Annotated in this window: 13 protein-coding genes; 12 read left to right on the forward strand and 1 reads right to left on the reverse strand. The window is 50.6% G+C overall.

The genetic code is table 11. From position 1 onward, the window contains the following. The first annotated feature begins 13 nt into the window (after positions 1 to 13). The 12 genes from tsaD to ychF all read left to right on the forward strand — a co-directional run bounded on the left by tsaD (position 14) and on the right by ychF (position 15687). Entirely contained in the window at positions 14 to 2494 is a 2481-nt protein-coding gene (tsaD, locus tag ACQY6Y_RS04665) for a tRNA (adenosine(37)-N6)-threonylcarbamoyltransferase complex transferase subunit TsaD (RefSeq protein ID WP_428379145.1), read from the forward strand. A gap of 193 nt (positions 2495 to 2687) precedes the next feature. Beyond that, positions 2688 to 3638, forward strand: a complete 951-nt coding sequence (locus ACQY6Y_RS04670; protein ID WP_428379146.1) for a transporter substrate-binding domain-containing protein — start codon at positions 2688 to 2690, stop codon at positions 3636 to 3638. A 78-nt stretch (positions 3639 to 3716) separates the two neighbouring features. Continuing rightward, positions 3717 to 4931, forward strand: coding sequence for an amino acid ABC transporter permease (locus tag ACQY6Y_RS04675; protein ID WP_428379147.1), 1215 nt, complete (start codon positions 3717 to 3719; stop codon positions 4929 to 4931). 3 nt (positions 4932 to 4934) lie between these two features. After that, positions 4935 to 5702, forward strand: coding sequence for an amino acid ABC transporter ATP-binding protein (locus ACQY6Y_RS04680; RefSeq protein ID WP_428379148.1), 768 nt, complete (start codon positions 4935 to 4937; stop codon positions 5700 to 5702). Positions 5703 to 5795: 93 nt separating this feature from the next. Beyond that, complete coding sequence (locus ACQY6Y_RS04685; RefSeq protein ID WP_428379149.1) at positions 5796 to 7448, forward strand: amidohydrolase; 1653 nt, start codon at positions 5796 to 5798, stop codon at positions 7446 to 7448. After that, positions 7445 to 9391 carry an NAD(+) synthase gene (locus ACQY6Y_RS04690; RefSeq protein ID WP_428379150.1) on the forward strand — a complete coding sequence of 649 codons (1947 nt, stop codon included), beginning with the start codon at positions 7445 to 7447 and terminating at the stop codon, positions 9389 to 9391. The genes ACQY6Y_RS04685 and ACQY6Y_RS04690 overlap by 4 nt, the downstream gene beginning before the upstream one ends. Positions 9392 to 9641: 250 nt before the next feature. Next, entirely contained in the window at positions 9642 to 9932 is a 291-nt protein-coding gene (gene groES, locus ACQY6Y_RS04695; RefSeq protein WP_428379151.1) for a co-chaperone GroES, read from the forward strand. A gap of 71 nt (positions 9933 to 10003) precedes the next feature. Continuing rightward, the gene (groL, locus tag ACQY6Y_RS04700) at positions 10004 to 11644 is read left to right on the forward strand and encodes a chaperonin GroEL (RefSeq protein ID WP_428379152.1); all 1641 of its coding nucleotides are present in this window, start codon (positions 10004 to 10006) and stop codon (positions 11642 to 11644) included. Between the two features lie 196 nt (positions 11645 to 11840). After that, positions 11841 to 13295 (forward strand): 4Fe-4S binding protein, encoded by a 1455-nt coding sequence (locus ACQY6Y_RS04705; protein WP_428379153.1) that lies wholly within the window; start codon positions 11841 to 11843, stop codon positions 13293 to 13295. Then, entirely contained in the window at positions 13295 to 13735 is a 441-nt protein-coding gene (locus tag ACQY6Y_RS04710) for a DUF2752 domain-containing protein (RefSeq protein WP_428379154.1), read from the forward strand. The genes ACQY6Y_RS04705 and ACQY6Y_RS04710 overlap by 1 nt, the downstream gene beginning before the upstream one ends. A 93-nt stretch (positions 13736 to 13828) precedes the next feature. Then, a complete protein-coding gene (locus ACQY6Y_RS04715; RefSeq protein WP_428379155.1) occupies positions 13829 to 14464 on the forward strand; it encodes a DUF4234 domain-containing protein in 636 nt (211 codons plus the stop codon). A 146-nt stretch (positions 14465 to 14610) separates the two neighbouring features. Beyond that, a complete protein-coding gene (ychF, locus tag ACQY6Y_RS04720; RefSeq protein WP_428379156.1) occupies positions 14611 to 15687 on the forward strand; it encodes a redox-regulated ATPase YchF in 1077 nt (358 codons plus the stop codon). 105 nt (positions 15688 to 15792) lie between these two features. On the opposite strand, the gene ACQY6Y_RS04725 is transcribed toward ychF, so the two are convergent. Then, positions 15793 to 17259, reverse strand: coding sequence for an LCP family protein (locus ACQY6Y_RS04725; protein WP_428379157.1), 1467 nt, complete (start codon positions 17257 to 17259; stop codon positions 15793 to 15795). Positions 17260 to 17434 lie beyond the last annotated feature (175 nt).

Below are 17434 nucleotides of genomic sequence, written 5' to 3' on the forward strand. Positions count from 1 at the left end.
GAGAAGAGTTGCCATGAGCGATATGTGCCCTAAGGATGTTACTGGTGTCAATGAGGGATATATTCTTGCCCTCGATACCTCTACAGACATGCTTGCCTGCGCAGTTGGGCGGATAGATGCTCAAGGTGAAGTGGATCTTCTGGCAGACAATGACCATCTCTGTCGGCGCCAGGCTAATGTGGAGCTGGTTACAACCGTTCAAAGCACGCTTGCTGACGCTGGCCTTACTATGCGAGATATTACTGCAGTGCTCGTTGGTCGCGGACCAGGTTCTTTTACCGGCGTGCGCATTGGTATTGCAACGGCAAAAGGTATGGCATGTGGGGCGGGTTTGCCGCTGTTTGGCACCTCAGCCTTAGATGCCATGGCCTGGTCAGCGTGGCTGCGAGGTGTTCGTGGCAAACTCGCTGTTGCAGGAGATGCCATGAGAGGAGAGGTTTATCCAGGGATTTATGAGCTGGATAACACGGGTGCACATAGAACCTTTCCAGCAGAGACTGTTATCAAGGCAGATGCCTGTGTGAAAGCTTGGGCGGCACGCACAGATGCTCAGGAGCTCACACTCACAGGCAATGGTCTTCTTAAATATCGAGCGCGTTTTGAGGCAGCTGGTTTTACACGATTCACCGAAGAGGATGTGTGGTATCCAACGGGCGAAGGTCTGTTGCGAGCAGCTCTTGAAGCACATGCCTTTTCTGGCGGCGATCCAGCGCATGGTGATCCTGCGCTCGTGCTGCCAATTTATACGCGCCTCTCCGATGCAGAAGAAGCAGAACGGACGCGTTTAGGACTTAAAAAACCCGCCTCTGTTGAGCTCACTGGTGTTGATGATGCTCTTGCAAATATTCATTTGCAGCTTCGTCCTATGACACTTAATGACACAGAGGCGGTTGCCAAACTTGAAAAAGCTGCGTATGAAAAGAGCGCACACACGCCCTGGACAAATGAGCAATTCTATGAAGAGTTATCCCAGCCAGGACGCAGTTGGTGGGTAGCACACGACCAGGGATCAATTATTGGATTTGCCGGCGGATACATCGCTGGATCAGACTTTGAGGTTGCAGAACTTGTTGTGGATAGCGCTCGTCGGCGTGAAGGCATTGCTCGTCGGCTGATAGCGCGTGTTGCGTATGATGCACAGATGCTTGGTGCCTCAACGCTGTCACTTGAAGTTGATGAGCACAACGCTCCTGCTTGTGCTTTGTATAAAAGCCTTGGTCTTACTCAGGCAGGGAAGCGTCCTCACTATTATGCAAAGGGGCACGATGCTCTCATTCTGCATGTGTCTTTGCCGCTTGCTGCTGAAGTTATTGGAGGTTCAGATACGCATCCTGAACCTGCTCCTTCGATTCGACCATGGCCCATACAAGCTGCAGAACGCTCTCAAGAATCACAGCGCATGATACGTGAGGCAGGTCCGCTTATCCTCTCAATTGAGTCTTCATGCGATGAGACAGCAATGGCTCTTACCGATTCGCATGGAGTGGTTTGCGCAAGTGTTGTAGCTACCCAAATTGATTTCCATGCCCGCTTCGGTGGCGTTGTGCCCGAGATTGCAAGCCGCAAACACACCGAAGCCATTGTCGGTGTCTTTGAAGAGACGATGGCTCGTGCCGGTGAACATTTTGGGACTGACACACTTTTACCATCCGATCTTTCTGCCGTGGGAGTGACAGCAGGGCCTGGTTTGGTGGGTGCTCTCGTAGTGGGCGTGGCGTTCGCAAAGGGACTCTGCGTATCTGCTGACCTGCCACTTATTGCCGTGCATCATCTCGAAGGCCATCTTATGGCAAATCTTTTTGAGACCCCAGATCTCAAGCCGCCCTTTGTTGCCAGTTTGGTATCGGGTGGCAATACGATGCTCGTGCACGTACGCGCCTGGGGCGATTATGAAGTACTGGGCGCTACGATCGACGATGCGGTGGGAGAGGCGTTTGACAAGGTAGCTAAGGCGCTTGGACTGGGATATCCAGGCGGCCCCGTTATTTCAAAGCTTTCTGCAAAAGGTAACCCGCGCGCTATTCATTTTCCACGAGCCATGATGCATAGTGGCGACTATCGTTTTAGCTTGTCCGGTCTTAAAACGGCTGTCATTACGTATATCGAGGCAGAGAATCGTGCTGGCCGGCCAATTAATTTGCCAAATCTTGCAGCAAGCTTTGAAGCGGCTGTAATTGATGTACAGGTTGCAAAGGCCGTTACTGCCGTGGAAGAAACCGGCGTAAAAGATTTCTGTGTCGGCGGCGGTGTTGCTGCAAACCCAAGTCTCCGTGCTGCCTATCGAGAAGCTCTTGAAAAACGCGGCGTGCGCGTAACGGTGCCACCCATGCGAGCATGTGGTGATAATGCAGCAATGATTGGCATAGCAGCCCTGCGCAGTTATCGTGCAAACGATTTTGCCCCGCTTACCATTGATGCTGATCCCAATGCACCTTTAGGTATGTGGGCAACTTCTGATGCGCCGGTGTGCCCTAGCTGGCACGTATCCTCATGAGGCTGATATTGGCATAATTGGACTTAAAACATATCTAAAATCCAATCCAATTTATTGCTATTGTGTTACGAAGCACAAATTGCCACTTCTGAGGAAGTGACAAAGAGCGTATCTTCTGCCCCACGTGAACCGAATTGGTTTGCATCGTTTATTCCAAAATAGCCCAGAGCTACGGGATCGAAAGGGGAGAAGTATGTCCGACATCAATGCACGCGTCCGCTTCACATCGACCACCCCTGGTGATCTCAAGTGCAAGCGTACTTTCACTCGTCGTGACTTTTTACAGGCGTCTGGTATTGCTGCGCTCGGTTTGGGCGGTGCTGTCCTTTTGAGTGGTTGTGGACCAGCTGCTGAGGGAACTTCGGATGGCTCAGAGTCTGCTGAAAACGCTTCAGGAAATGCAATGTTGGGCGATGGCAGCGTGCTCCGTGTGGGCATGGAAGCTGCGTATGCGCCATACAACTGGCAGGTTTCTGAGGAATCTGAGTACACGATTCCAATTGAGAATGTTTCCGGTGCTTATGCAGACGGTTATGACGTTCAGATTGCCAAGAGAATTGCCGATGCCTTTGGTGTAGAGCCGGTGGCAGTAAAGCTCTCTTTTGACGGTTTGGTTGATGCCCTGGTAAATGGTCAGATTGACATCATTTGCGCAGGCATGTCTACCACTCCAGAGCGTGCGGAAACTATCGATTTCTCAGACTCATATCTTGACGACGATATCGTGGTTATTACCAAGCAGGACTCTCAGTATGCCTCTGCTACAACGTTGGAAGATCTCTCTGGCGCATCGGTACTTGGCCAGCAAGCAACCATGTATGACGACGTTATTGATCAGATTCCAGACGTCAATCACATGACACCTGCTGAGACTGTACCTCTGGTTGTAGAGCGCCTCGAAAGTGGTGCCTGTGATGCAATCACCTTCTCAAAGATGAGTGCTCCTCATCTGCTGGATACCTATCCCGACTTTGTTGTTCTCGACCTTACCGATGGTTTTGAGGGCTCTCAGATGCCAGACAACGCTGGCGTTGCAAAGGGACAAGATGCTGCTCTCGCTGTGGTAAATGAGGCCATTGCAGCTATTCCTGATGATGAGCGTCAGGAGCTATGGACCGCCTGTATGGAGCGACAGCCCGAGTAAAGACTTTTTATGACCCTGGTCATTAAGAAACCAGGGTCATTTCTTTTTTGATTCACGCTACAGAATCGGAGATATTGTATGGATTCAGCACGTAAGACCACGTGCCTTGGGCGCGTGGCGTCATTCGTGCTCAACGATCACCGTTATGTTCTTCTCGGTACCAGCGTTGTTGCACTAATCGGCATGTTACTTTCGAGTTCCCCGCGATCTCAGATGAGCTTTTTGGCGCATTACTACACTCTTGAGCTTGTCATGTACTATTTGCTCGTATTGTGGCTGGTTATTTCCTTTGCGGGACTGGTGGTTAAACTTCTGCATTGGAATACCTACGCAGAGGTTTCGCCTTTTGCTCGTACGGGCGTTCGCCACGCTTTGCGCATTGGCTCATATGTAGTATGGGCAATCACGCTTGTTCTGTTCATTGACCGTGTGGTCATGGGATTTGTTGCTGCTTGGGTTGAGGCAACAACTTCGACATCTCGTCCAGACAATGCGCTTGCAAGCACGCTCTATATGGTGTGGCAAGGCCGTGACATCTTTGCAAGGGGTGCCATGACCACCGTTGGTCTGGCACTCTTTGGCACCATCATTGCTTTTGTTCTTGCCATTCTGTTGGTCTTTTGTCGTGTGCAGCAAATTGATAGGCCCGACAACGACCTCACGCGTTTTCTTAAAGTTGTGGGTGGCGGATTTGCTCGTTTTTACAGCACGATAGTTCGTGGCACACCAATGATGGTGCAAGGCTGCATTATCTACTACGGTGTGTTCAATCTTCTTCGTGCAACGACTTTGAGCGTTACGCAAATCAATGGAATTTGGACCACGTTTATAGCAGGTCTTGTAACGATTTCGCTTAACTCATGCGCCTACATGATGGAAGTGCTGCGCGGAGGTATCGAATCAGTTGATCCTGGCCAGGCTGAAGCTGCGCGTTCTTTGGGTTTAAGTCAGTGGCAGGCAATGAGCAAAGTTGTCTTTCCGCAGGGTATCAAGAATGCTATCCCCGGCCTTTCTAACGAGCTGGTAGTAAACATTAAGGACTCTTCCGTACTTTCAGTTATTGGTACGTTTGACCTCATGTTTGCAAGTAGAACGGTTGCAGGTATTTACTATCAGAACTTCCAGGCAAATTTGGTCGCTGCGGTGGTGTATCTCATGCTTACGCTCATCGCGTCTCACCTGCTCGGCATGCTTGCTCGTCGCCTTGATGTGCGTCCACAACCACTTATGAGCACTTCTGATATGCCCATGCCAACAGCTGCTTCGCAAACAGCCGAAGAGGGGAGGGCGTAGGCTATGTTGTTGCAGATAGAGGAGTCTATAGAGCAAGAACCGGTTGTTCGCCTTGAAGGACTGAGAAAATCGTTTAACGGCAGAGAAGTGCTTTCGGGCATTAATCTCGATGTCATGCCTGGTCAGGTTGTAACGATTATTGGTGCTTCGGGATCGGGCAAATCAACGCTTTTACGCTGCATCAACTTGCTCGAAGTGCCCGATGCAGGACATGTCTGGTTTCGTGGTACAGACCTTGCGGCGGATCGCGTGAATGTCAATGCTCTCCGAGAGCGTATTGGCATGGTGTTTCAGAGGTTCAACCTCTTTAACAATAAAAATGTGCTGGATAATTGCACTCTTGCACCTGTGACGCTCAAGCGTATGAGCAAAGCAGAAGCTGAAGAAGTTGCGTTAGAGCGCCTTGCACAGGTTGGCTTGGAACAATTTGCTCACGCCAGTGTATCCACACTTTCGGGTGGACAAAAACAGCGCGTTGCCATTGCGCGTGCCCTTTGTATGAGTCCCGACCTCATGCTTTTCGACGAGCCTACATCGGCGTTGGATCCAGAAATCGTAGGTGAAGTTCTCAATGTCATGCGTGATTTAGCAGATGAAGGCATGACTATGGTCGTGGTAACTCATGAAATGACTTTTGCGCGTGACGTATCTGATGAAGTGGTCTTTATGGATCAGGGCGTTATCGTGGAACGGGGTACACCTCAAGAGATGCTCACCATGCCAAAGCAGCAGCGTACACGCGAGTTTCTCGCTCGATATCTCGAGCAATAATGTCACGTATCGGTTATGTGACAGAAAGCCGAACTGAGCAAGCTGTGTGAGAGAATGGGTCCAACAATCACTGAGCACAGATAGAGGTGCCACATGAGGACCATATTCTGTTCAGAACAGGTATTTACCGGAGCGGAAGACAGGGTGCTTCCGCTCTGTATTGTTGTTGAGAATGCTCGTATAACTGCTGTCTTTCCACTGGATGAGCTTCAACAACACCGTCGGCCAGACGATGAGATTGTCGATTTTGGCGCCGCTTTTATCTGCCCGGGTTTTCATGATGCACATGAGCATGTGCTGGATGCAGCGCTTTTTCCCTCGGCGTGTGCAGAAGAGTATGCGGGTAGTTCTGAGGAAGACTGCGTTGCTCACATGGTCGCGTTTGCCAAAACACACCCCGGCTCCTCGTGGCTTCTTTCTCATGGTTGGCGCGATAACCTGTGGAATCCGCCCGTGGCACCAACACGCGCTTCACTCGACAACGCCTTTCCCTATCGACCCGTTGCCATGTATTCAGGGGACGGGCATACCGTATGGACTAATTCGGCAGGTTTGGCGAAGCTTGGCCTTACCGATGAGAGTGAGCCTCCTGTTGGAGGGTCATATGATCGTGATGAAGCAGGGCATCTTACGGGCGTGCTGCGTGAAGCTGCAGGCATGGAAGCTATGGCCGCTATTTTGGGTTCGTTCACCGCAGAAGAACTTGTCCCGATCTATAAGGCATACTTTCAACAACTCAATGCCCTTGGTATTACCGCTGTCTGTGACATGGCGCTCTCTCTTATTCCGGGTGCAGACGGCATAAGGCCGGATGTATACGAAGCGCTTGAAGCTGCCGGTACCTTACGTGTGCGAGCTCATCTGTTCCCGACACTTACTGATGACCAGAGCAATCTTGAGCATTTGCAAGAGCGTTTAGAAGGCGATTACATTCGAGCGCCTGGCTTTAAGCAGTTCTTTGATGGTGTGTCGAGTCAGCACACGGCATGGTGTTCAGAGCCTTATGAAAATCCGCGTTTTGAAGGGGATTGCGGACGTCCAACCGTTGCTCCTGAGCGTATGCGCGCTCTTGTGCTTGGTGCTGCTGCTCGTGGGCATGCTGTTCGCATTCATGCCATTGGTGACAAAGCCGTTCATTGTGCAGCAGAAATATTTGCTGAGGCATTCGATAGGTATGGAGCTCCTACGCAGGGCGCCAATACTATCGAGCATCTTGAAGATATTTGCTCAGAAGATATTGACCTTATGGCACGAGCACATGTAATTGCATCGGTGCAACCACCCCATATTGTGATTGATACGACACAGCCTGATAGAGATCTTGGTGAGAAACGCGCGGCCCGTATGTGGCCTTTTGATACGCTCAACAAAGCGGGAGTTACCCTTGCATTTGGTACGGATGCTCCTGTCGTTTCTCCCGATTCTCGCGAGGTGTTGTATAGCGCTATCGTACGCAAAGACCCCAAGACTCATCTGCCGAAAGATGGCTGGCACTCCGAGCACAATCTTGGACGCGCAGAAGCGCTGCGAGCTTATTCTTTGGGCAGCGCTGCAGCAGTAGGCCGCATGCACGATCTTGGGATGCTGCAACTAGGATATCTGGCAGATTTTGCCGTTTGGGATACTAATTTACTTACCTGTCCAGCAGACGCTATTCTCGATGCACATACAATGGCAACGTATGTTGGTGGTACATGCGTCTACCGTGCGAATTGTGCTTCTGGTAACGAGAGGAACCACGCATGAAAGATGGATTTGTAAAAGTTGCAGCTGTAACGTCGGAGGTTCGTGTTGCTGATGTGGTAAGCAATGTTGAAGCTTGTATTGCTGCAGCACGCAACGTGGTTGAGAGTGAAGGCGCTCGTGTCGTGGTTTTGCCTGAGCTCGCACTCACGGGATATACCTGTGAGGATTTGTTTTGGCAGGAAACGCTCATTCGTGCTGCTGAAGAGGGTTTATCTTCATTTGCAAGCAAGACAGTCGATTTGGATGCGCTTCTTCTGGTTGGTGTGCCGGTGCGCGTTATGGGCAAGCTCTATAACTGTGCCGCAGTGCTTGCACGTGGTGTGCTCCTTGGTCTTGTCCCCAAACTTCATATTCCGACGTACAACGAGTTTTATGAAGGTCGGCATTTTGAACGTGGCTCCAAACAGGTGACATATATTTCCTATGCAGGAAATACTTCTGTGCCCTTTGGGTCAAAGGTGCTCTTCCGTTGTGAGGAGCTGCCTGAACTGGTAGTGGCAGCAGAAATCTGCGAGGACCTTTGGGTGCCTCAGCCCCCCTCCATCGAACACGCTCAAGCTGGTGCAACGCTTATCTGCAATCTTTCGGCATCCAATGAGCTGGTTGGCAAATCGGACTATCGCAGATCGCTGGTAACAGGGCAGAGTGCGCGCCTTATTTGCGGCTATGTATATGCAAGTGCAGGCACTGGAGAGTCCACGCAGGACGTCGTGTATTCAGGACATGATTTGGTCGCCGAGAATGGCCGTATGTTGGCAGAGGGAAAACCCTTTGGAGAAGGTCGTGCTGTTTCTGAGATTGATGTCAGGTTGCTTATCTCAGAACGTACGCGGATGTCGACATATGCAACCTCTGCAACTGCTTCATATGAAATCGTGGACTTCTCATTGGGAGAAGAAGCATTTTCGTGTGAGACAGCCCTTACGCGATGGATTGATCCACATCCGTTTGTACCGTCTGATCCTGCTCGTCGAGCAGAGCGATGCGAAGAGGTATTTGCAATTCAGGCCCATGGTCTTGCAAAGCGTCTTGCACACACACGTTCTCGCCATGCAGTTATCGGCCTTTCAGGTGGGCTCGATTCGACACTCGCTCTGTTGGTAACCGTGCGAGCATTTGACCTCTTAGAGCTCGATCGCAAGGGCATAATTGCAATCACTATGCCTGGTTTTGGCACGACTGATCGCACGCATGACAACGCGGTGCGCCTAGCAGATGCACTTGGGGTGGACTTGCATGAGATTTCCATTGCTCCTGCTGTGCGTCAGCATTTCTCAGATATTGGTCATGATGAGTCCGTCCACGACGTTACCTACGAAAATTCTCAGGCTCGTGAACGCACGCAGATTCTTATGGATGTTGCCAATCAAGCGGGCGGTCTGGTTATAGGTACTGGCGATCTTTCTGAACTCGCACTGGGGTGGGCTACCTATAATGGCGACCACATGTCAATGTATGCAGTGAATGCAAGCGTGCCCAAAACACTTGTGCGCCACCTTGTGCGCTATGTAGCCGATAGCTGTGGCAATGAGGTCGAGACAACCGTGTTGCTTGACGTGTTGGATACTCCCGTTTCTCCTGAGCTGCTACCAGCAACAGGCGACGGAAAGATCTCGCAACGTACCGAAGATCTTGTTGGCCCCTATGAGTTGCATGACTTTTTCTTGTATGAAGTGCTCCGTCACGGTATGTCTCCGCGCAAAGTATTCCGCTTGGCTCGTCATGCTTTGGGAGAGCGCTACGACGATGCAACCATTGCTGGATGGCTTAAGGTCTTTTATCGTCGCTATTTTGCACAGCAATTTAAGCGGAGCTGTTTGCCCGATGGACCAAAAGTTGGTTCTGCTGCTGTAAGTCCACGCGGTGATTTGCGTATGCCATCGGATGCCTGTGCTGATCTTTGGCTTGCAGAGCTTGAGGAGCTTGAGGTTTTATCCGAATAGGTTTTACGATAAAGCTCAGAGCGATGTCTATGACAGCGAGTATGATGATGCCTGCATTGATTTTGCGGGCATCATGTATGAAATGCGCGTACCAAAGATAGAAAATCTAAGTTGAAGTTAGAAGATTTTTTCACTTCTGTGGTATAAGTTCGTGTGTCTGGGTAGAATTCTGAACGTTGGAGTGAACGGCAACATGAACTTGTTGTCGTAATGTGCGTCCGTTGGGGCGCTCAGAAGGAGGTTCTTAAATATGACACTGAAGCCTTTGGGTGATCGCGTTCTTGTTAAGCCTGCTCCTAAAGAGGAGAAAACCTCTACAGGTCTGTATATTTCGAGCGGTGCCCAGGAGAAGCCTCAGCGCGGCGAGGTAATCGCCGTTGGCGCTGGCAAGCTCAATGATAAGGGCGAACGCATTGCTATGGATATTAAGGCTGGAGACCAGGTCTTCTATGGCAAGTTTGGTGGCAATGAGGTAAAGATTGACGGCGAGGATTACCTGCTGCTTCGTGCTGACGACATCTATGCCGTAATCGAGGACTAAGACCTCACACCTTGTAATTTCTACCTGTTCACAAACACGCAAAAATATTTAGTTCATCCGAAAGGAATACCATGGCTAAAAATATTGCATTCGGCACCGATGCTCGTGCCAAGCTTGCCAAGGGCGTAAACACCCTGGCTGATGCTGTTACCACCACAATGGGCCCCAAGGGTCGTTATGTTGCTCTTGAGCGTTCCTATGGTGCTCCCACCATCACCAACGATGGTGTTTCTGTAGCTAAGGAGATTGAGCTCAAGGATCCCGTGGAGAACATGGGTGCTCAGCTCGTAAAGGAAGTTGCTACCAAGACCAACGACACCGTGGGCGACGGTACCACCACAGCAACCCTGCTTGCTCAGGTTATTGTCAATGAGGGTCTGCGCAACGTAGCTGCTGGTGCTAACCCCATTGCTATTCGTCGTGGCATCGATAAGGCTGTTAACGCTGTTGTTGCCAAGATGAAGGAGTCTGCACACGAGATTTCTACCAAGGAGCAGATTGCTTCCGTTGGTACGATTTCTGCTTCTGACCCTGAGGTCGGCAAGAAGATTTCTGACGCTATGGAGGTCGTGGGCAAGGATGGCGTTATTACCGTTGAGGAGTCCCAGACCTTTGGCATGGATATCGACACCGTTGAGGGCATGCAGTTTGATAAGGGCTACATCTCTCCGTATTTCGCAACTGACACCGAGAGCATGACAGCCGAGCTGAAGGATCCTTACATCCTGATGACCGATCAGAAGATCTCCAACATCCAGGACATTCTTCCTATTCTTGAGGCTGTACAGAAGTCCGGCGCTCCTCTGCTGATCGTTGCTGAGGATGTTGACGGCGAGGCTCTTGCAACCCTGATCCTTAACAAGCTCCGTGGCACACTCAACATTGCTGCAGTGAAGGCTCCTGGCTATGGCGATCGTCGTAAGCGTATGCTCGAGGATATTGCTATCCTCACCGGCGGCCAGGTTGCTATGAAGGAACTCGGCATCAACCTTACCGACGTTTCTGCTGAGATGCTCGGCCGTGCTAAGTCTGTCAAGATCACCAAGGACAACACCACCATCGTTGGTGGCGCTGGTGCCAAGGATGCTATTGACGAGCGTGTCAACCAGATCAAGGCAGAGATTGAGCACACCGACTCCGATTTCGATCGTGAGAAGCTTCAAGAGCGTCTTGCTAAGCTTGCTGGTGGCGTTGCTATCATCAAGGTTGGCGCTGCTACTGAGGTTGAGCTCAAGGAGATCAAGCACCGCATCGAGGATGCTCTTCAGGCAACCCGTGCAGCTGTCGAGGAGGGCATTGTTGCTGGCGGCGGCGTAGCCTTTGTTGAGGCTGCTTCTGCACTCGACGACGTTGAGTGCTCTGATACCGATGAGAAGATCGGCGTCGACATCATCCGCAAGGCTCTCGAGGCACCTGTTCGCACCATTGCTAACAACGCTGGTTACGAGGGCTCTGTTGTCGTCGAGAAGATTAAGAGCCTGCCTGCTGGCCAGGGTCTTGACTCCGCTACCGGTGAGTATGGCGACATGATCGAGATGGGCGTTCTTGACCCGGTTAAGGTCACCCGCACCACACTCCAGAACGCTGCTTCTGTCGCATCTCTTATCCTCATCACCGAGGCCACCGTTTCTGATGAGCCGAAGAACACCACCATTGAGGAGGCTATCTCCCAGGCTGCTGCTCAGGGCGGCCAGGGTGGCGGCATGTACTAATCCAAGCGCGATTAGGAAAACGGTCATCTTCGAAGGGCTCCGCGTTAAGCGGAGCCCTTCTTTTATACGGTGTTTCGCTCTGGCTTTGTAAAAGACAGTTTTCGTACTTCACGTGCATATGTAGCTCGCCGGGTATGAGGAGTGCACAGCAAGGTACAATAAACAACTGCATGTAAGAGCATCATAAGGGGGATCCATGGCGGATAAGCGCGATATGCTCGATGATTTTATCGACATTCAGAAAGATTGGAAGGCTGTTTCCAATCCGCTGGGTAACCTTGTAGGTGCTCTGGCACAGGATCCTGGAGAGCAAGAAAAGGCTTGGGATCCTTCAAAGTACAAATGGAAGCCGCGTGCAAATTCCACCAATTGTTTGAGCTGTCTTTCGAAAGACCCTACTACCTGCACGCGTTGTGTTGATGTGTGCCCAGTGAATGCTATCCAAATTGAAGGTAGCAATATTCGTGTGTCGGATGCGTGCCGCAAGTGCGGTCTGTGCATTGCTGCTTGCCCGACAGATGCCTTTAGCGATATGCATCATTCTGCACGTCAAACCTATGATGCTATTGCAAAGGCAGCTGCTTCTCATGAACGCTGCTATGTAACATGCACACGTGCGCTTGGGCGTCCGCCTGAGGAAAATGAGATTTTGCTGCCCTGTGTTGGATGTGTTCCAACAGAGGTATGGTTCTCTATCCTGGTTGATTATCCCAATGTGAGTGTTTATCTGCCGTATGGTATTTGCGATAAGTGCCGTACTACCACCGGCGAGCTCGCTCTTTCTGAACATATTGCCGAGGGAGAGGAACTTGCAGGCCGTGGTGTTGGTCTCGAGATGGAAGAAGCCAACCTCAACCATGCCAAGAAACGCTCATACGAGCGACGTGAGTTTATGTCCAGTTTGGTGCGTTCTGGCCAGGTGGCAGTATCGGCGGCTAACCCAGTGTTGGCAGGTGCACAAGTTGTAGCAAAGCGTATTCAAGATCATTCGCGCCAAATCACCGAGCTACAAAACTCTCTTGAGAAGATCTGTGGTGCTAATACCACGCAAAAACGTAAGCGCACTATCGTGCAGAAGCGTCAGCTCATTTTAAGCGCACTGCAAGCTCATCCAGCGCTTGCCGAGCGTTTCTCACCCACAGCACCTTCGTTTGATCCTATGCGCTGCACGATGTGTGGTGAGTGCGTACATGTGTGTCCAACTCATGCCATCGATTTAGATGCAACAGGCCATGTGCGCGTTGAGTCGGTTTACTGTGTTGGCTGCGGCGCTTGTGCACATGTGTGCCCTGAGCAGGCGCTTCATATGGAGGCGATTGATCCAGAAACGCTGGTTATTCCAGATGAGTCTGCTGAGAAGGCCAAGCGCAACCTTGAAAAACAAAAGGAAGAAGTAGCTCGTCTCAAAGAGGTTGGAAAGCAACGCCTTATGGAAGGCCTTGAGCTTGTCGAGGGCCTTGCAACGGGAGGGGCTTCCGGCGTGCATCGCGCCCTTGCAAGTAGCACTCGAAAGAAGGGCGCTGCAAAGAAGGGTGACACTTCTACTAAGACGTCACAGAAAACTGCAAAGCGTTCGAGTAAGACGGGGACAAAAGCAAAAAAGAAAGCCTCAGTACGTCCTGCTCGCAAATCAACTCAAAACGAAAAATAATGCCTTCTATGGAACGGCCTTGGAAACGCGCCATCGTTGAAGCTGTTGAGATCCTCGCACTTGTTGCAGTTGTAGCTGGCGTGTTTTCTCTTATTGGTGTGGGGTGTCCCATTCGCTTTGTTACGGGTGTATCCTGTCCTGGCTGTGGTATGACCCGGGCATGGATTGAGCTTTTACAGCTGCATCCTCTGGCTGCGCTTGCGTATCATCCGCTCTTTTGGCTGTTTCCGATTGCATTTATTGCTTGCGTTGTGCCCATACAGACAAAGCGTGGGAAAGTGGTGCGCAATGCGATTGTTGTGTTCTTTCTTATAGCGCTGCTCACTCTCTGGGTGGTGCGCCTGCTTAATCCCTGTGATTTGCAACTGTTAGGCAATATTGTGGGACCAGGCGATGTTGTAAATGTAGGTAAGCCGGCCTGGTTGCAGTTCCTTTGTTAGCGATTTGTCTCAGAGTGAAGCTCTGCCTGGTAATGTGTGGCAATGCTTGCTATCTTTAGGTTGCCTTTTTCGAACTTAAGAGAGGAGAGGCTCATGTTCTGTGGTAACTGCGGACATCAGATTCCGGATAATTCTCAGTTTTGTCCCAATTGCGGCGCAAGTGTGGGTGCTCCAGCAGGAGGCTCCGCTCCACAAGGAGGGCAAGGTCCTTCTCAACAGAATCCTTATCAGAATACCTACCAGCAGCAGCCGTATCAGGCATACGATCCGTATTCCGCACAGAATATGATGACCCCCCCGCCTGCATATGCAAATTCACGTCCACTTAAGGACGATAGAAGCCTCGCTCTCTATATTGTTCTTTCACTGGTTACCTGCGGTATTTATAGCTTCTGGTTTATTCATTCCATTGCTGAGGACCTCAATATTGCCTGCGAAGGCGATGGAGAAGAGACACCAGGTCTTGCTCAATATATTCTGCTCTCCATTATTACCTGCGGCATCTACAACATTTGGTGGATCTATAAAGTGGGCAATCGCATGTCTGCAAATGCTCCACGCTATGGAATGCGCTTCCAGGAGACAGGCACAACGCTTCTCATGTGGTATCTCGTTGGTATCCTTGTCTGCGGTATTGGCTCTTACGTTGCTATTTACATGATGATTCGCAATATGAATCAGCTGGCTCGTGCATATAACACCACCGTACTTGGCCGCAATTTCTCGTAGAAGTGTTCGTATGCTAGCTTTCGCATAGCTGTTTTCTACCGATGCAGCTGAGCATATAATCGATATAGAAAGTGCCAGAGCGGCGTGTTTGCTTCAGTGCGCACGCCGCTTCATCTTTGGTTATATGATTGAGAAAGGAAACTCGGGTGTCTCTTTCTATAGGCATTGTTGGCTTGCCCAACGTGGGCAAATCCACGCTTTTTACCGCGCTCACCCGCAAAGGTGGGTTAGCCGCAAATTATCCTTTTGCCACTATTGATCCCAATGTGGGTGTTGTAGATGTGCCAGATGCTCGTCTGCAGCAGCTTGCGGAAATTGCTCATCCTGGTCGTATTGTGCCAGCGACCGTTGAGTTTGTTGATATTGCCGGCTTGGTTAAAGGCGCTAATGAGGGAGAGGGACTGGGAAATCAATTCCTTGCCAACATCCGCGAAACTGACGCCATCTGTGAAGTTGTGCGCTACTTTACCGATCCTAATGTCATGCGCGAAACCGGTCGTGTTGGCGCTTTTGTCGATCCAAGCGCAGATGCCGATACCATTATGACCGAGCTTATTTTGGCTGACATTCAAACGCTTGAGAAGCAACTGCCAAAGCTTGAGAAGGAAGCTAAGCGCGATAAAGAGCAGGCTGGTAAGTTTGATGTGGCTAAGCGTCTTCTGGCCTGGTTAAACGAGGGTAATCGTGCGGCAACAATGGATATGACCGACGATGAGCGGGCGATTACCAAAGGCCTCTTTCTTCTCACAATGAAGCCTTTGCTCTACGTGGCAAATGTGGATGAAGATGCTCTGGGTGCCGAGGTTGAGCCAATCGATGGGGAACAGCCAATTCCTATTTGTGCCAAGGTTGAAGCTGAGCTGTCGGAACTTGAGCCAGAGGAGGCAGCTGAGTACCTCTCCGATATCGGACTTGAGCGTTCGGGCTTAGAAACACTTGCACAGGCGGCGTATAAGCTGCTCGGGCTTCAGAGCTATTTCACTGCTGGTGAGATGGAAGTTAAGGCATGGACTATTCCTGTGGGTGCAAAGGCACCTCAGGCTGCCGGTGTTATCCACTCCGATTTTGAGCGCGGATTTATTAAAGCTGAAGTTGCAAGTTTTGATGACTATATTGAGCTTGGTGGCGAAGCTGGTTGCAAGGCGGCGGGCAAGCTCCGCATGGAAGGAAAAGATTACGTCGTGCAGGACGGCGATGTCATGCACTTTAGGTTTAACGTTTAAAGATATTAGTATCGAAGGCCGTCGGCAGAGAATGGCGGCATAAAAAAGCGGCTAGCATCTGAAGAGAGCTAGCCGCTTTTCGCATGTTATGCCAGGGCGAATGTCTTACTCATCGCTCATGTCTGAGCCCAGAATAAGCACGACATCGTAATCGGTGGAATACGTTCCATCATTTGCTTCAACTGTGAAGCTTCCGCCTAAGGCTTCGTTTACCGCTTCAGCTTGGCTCTTATGATCTTCACCGTTGTAGATGATGATCGTGTAGTCATATAGGTAATCTGCATTTCCTGCTGAGGCATCAAATCCTTGGTTGGCAAGGGAAGAGGAAATTCTGGAGGCAAGGCCATCAACGCCTGCACCATTGAGGACCTGAACCGTGCCACCATATTCCAGGCTATTTTCCGGTTCCTGCTGCTGGTTGTTGGTGTCACTCTTCGAACCACCATCATCGCTGATGGATCCAACAGAGCCGGCAACGCCACGGGTGACATCCTGGCTTTCGTCTGAATAAGGGGAGAGGCCCTGGTTGACGCGGGTCATCATTTCTTGCCAGGCTTCAGTGTCACAAATCTCATACCAGGTGTCGTTGACATATTCAGAGTTGGTTGGCTCCATGCCAGAATAGACATCCTTGCTGAGGTTGATGCCACGCATCTGAGTTGCCAGGTTGATAATTGAAGTAACGTCAAGGTCAGTTGAAATCGAGTCTGCCAACTGAGAAATAACCGTTGTCATGGTTGCAGGATCGAGGGTGAGAATCTTCTGCGCAATTGCAGCGATAACCATTCGCTGATTGGCGGCACGATACACATCACCGTCGCCGTAATCGTCGTAGGCATGGCGTGCGCGGCATAGCACGAGCGCCTGCTCACCATTGAGGGTTTGTTTACCCGCTTCAATAATCTGACCAGTGCCTGTGGAGTCGTCACAGCGAACAGGTACGTCAACCTCAATGCCACCGATAGTATCAACGATGCTTATAAAGCCCTCAAAATCCAGCTCAGCATAGTGAGAGATGGGTACGCCAGCAAATTCAGAGACCACATCGATGACATAGCCAGGATCTCCCATGGAGTAGCCAATGCCATAGGCAGCGTTGATCTTCTGATTTCCCCATTCACCCATGTCGATGAGGGTATCGCGGTGAATGGATACCAGCGTTACCTTTTTATCGCCTGGATCAATACGAGCGAGCATGATGGAGTCGCTTCGATAGGCGCTTTCTTCGGCACCATACTCGTCGCTGTTTACACGATCCTGGCTTTTATCAACACCAAGAAGGAGCATGTAGAACGGCTCACCATCTTCAACCTGCGTGAGGCTGGATCGAATGGAAGAGTCTACGTCAGAAACACGAGCATTGATGTCTGCGATGTAGGCAAATGCTGCTCCACCTACACCGAGAATAAGAACTAGAATAACGATAAGAACAACGCGCAGTTTCTTGAAACGGCTCTTGCGTTTACGAGCACTTGAGTAGCGATCTACCGCATCAGCGCGAGAGAGCGTTTCGAGTTGAGCGTCACCAGCAGGAGTGACGGAGCTGCGTGTGCGCTTCTTTTTGCGAGCCACGTAAGACCTTTCGTTTGCGGCGCATAGACACCTGCGTAGGATAAATAACATAGCTATGCTACTCGTGAGAGCCATTTCTGCACGTCAGAATAGGCAAAATTGGTAAGAAACCGCTATCTTCCCACAATCCCAGAGCTATGCAAAGTAGTGAGTTGGTGCGACTTATGCAGCAAGA

The organism is Olsenella sp. Marseille-QA0557, assembly GCF_965119725.1.
GTDB lineage: Bacteria > Actinomycetota > Coriobacteriia > Coriobacteriales > Atopobiaceae > Coprovicinus > Coprovicinus avistercoris.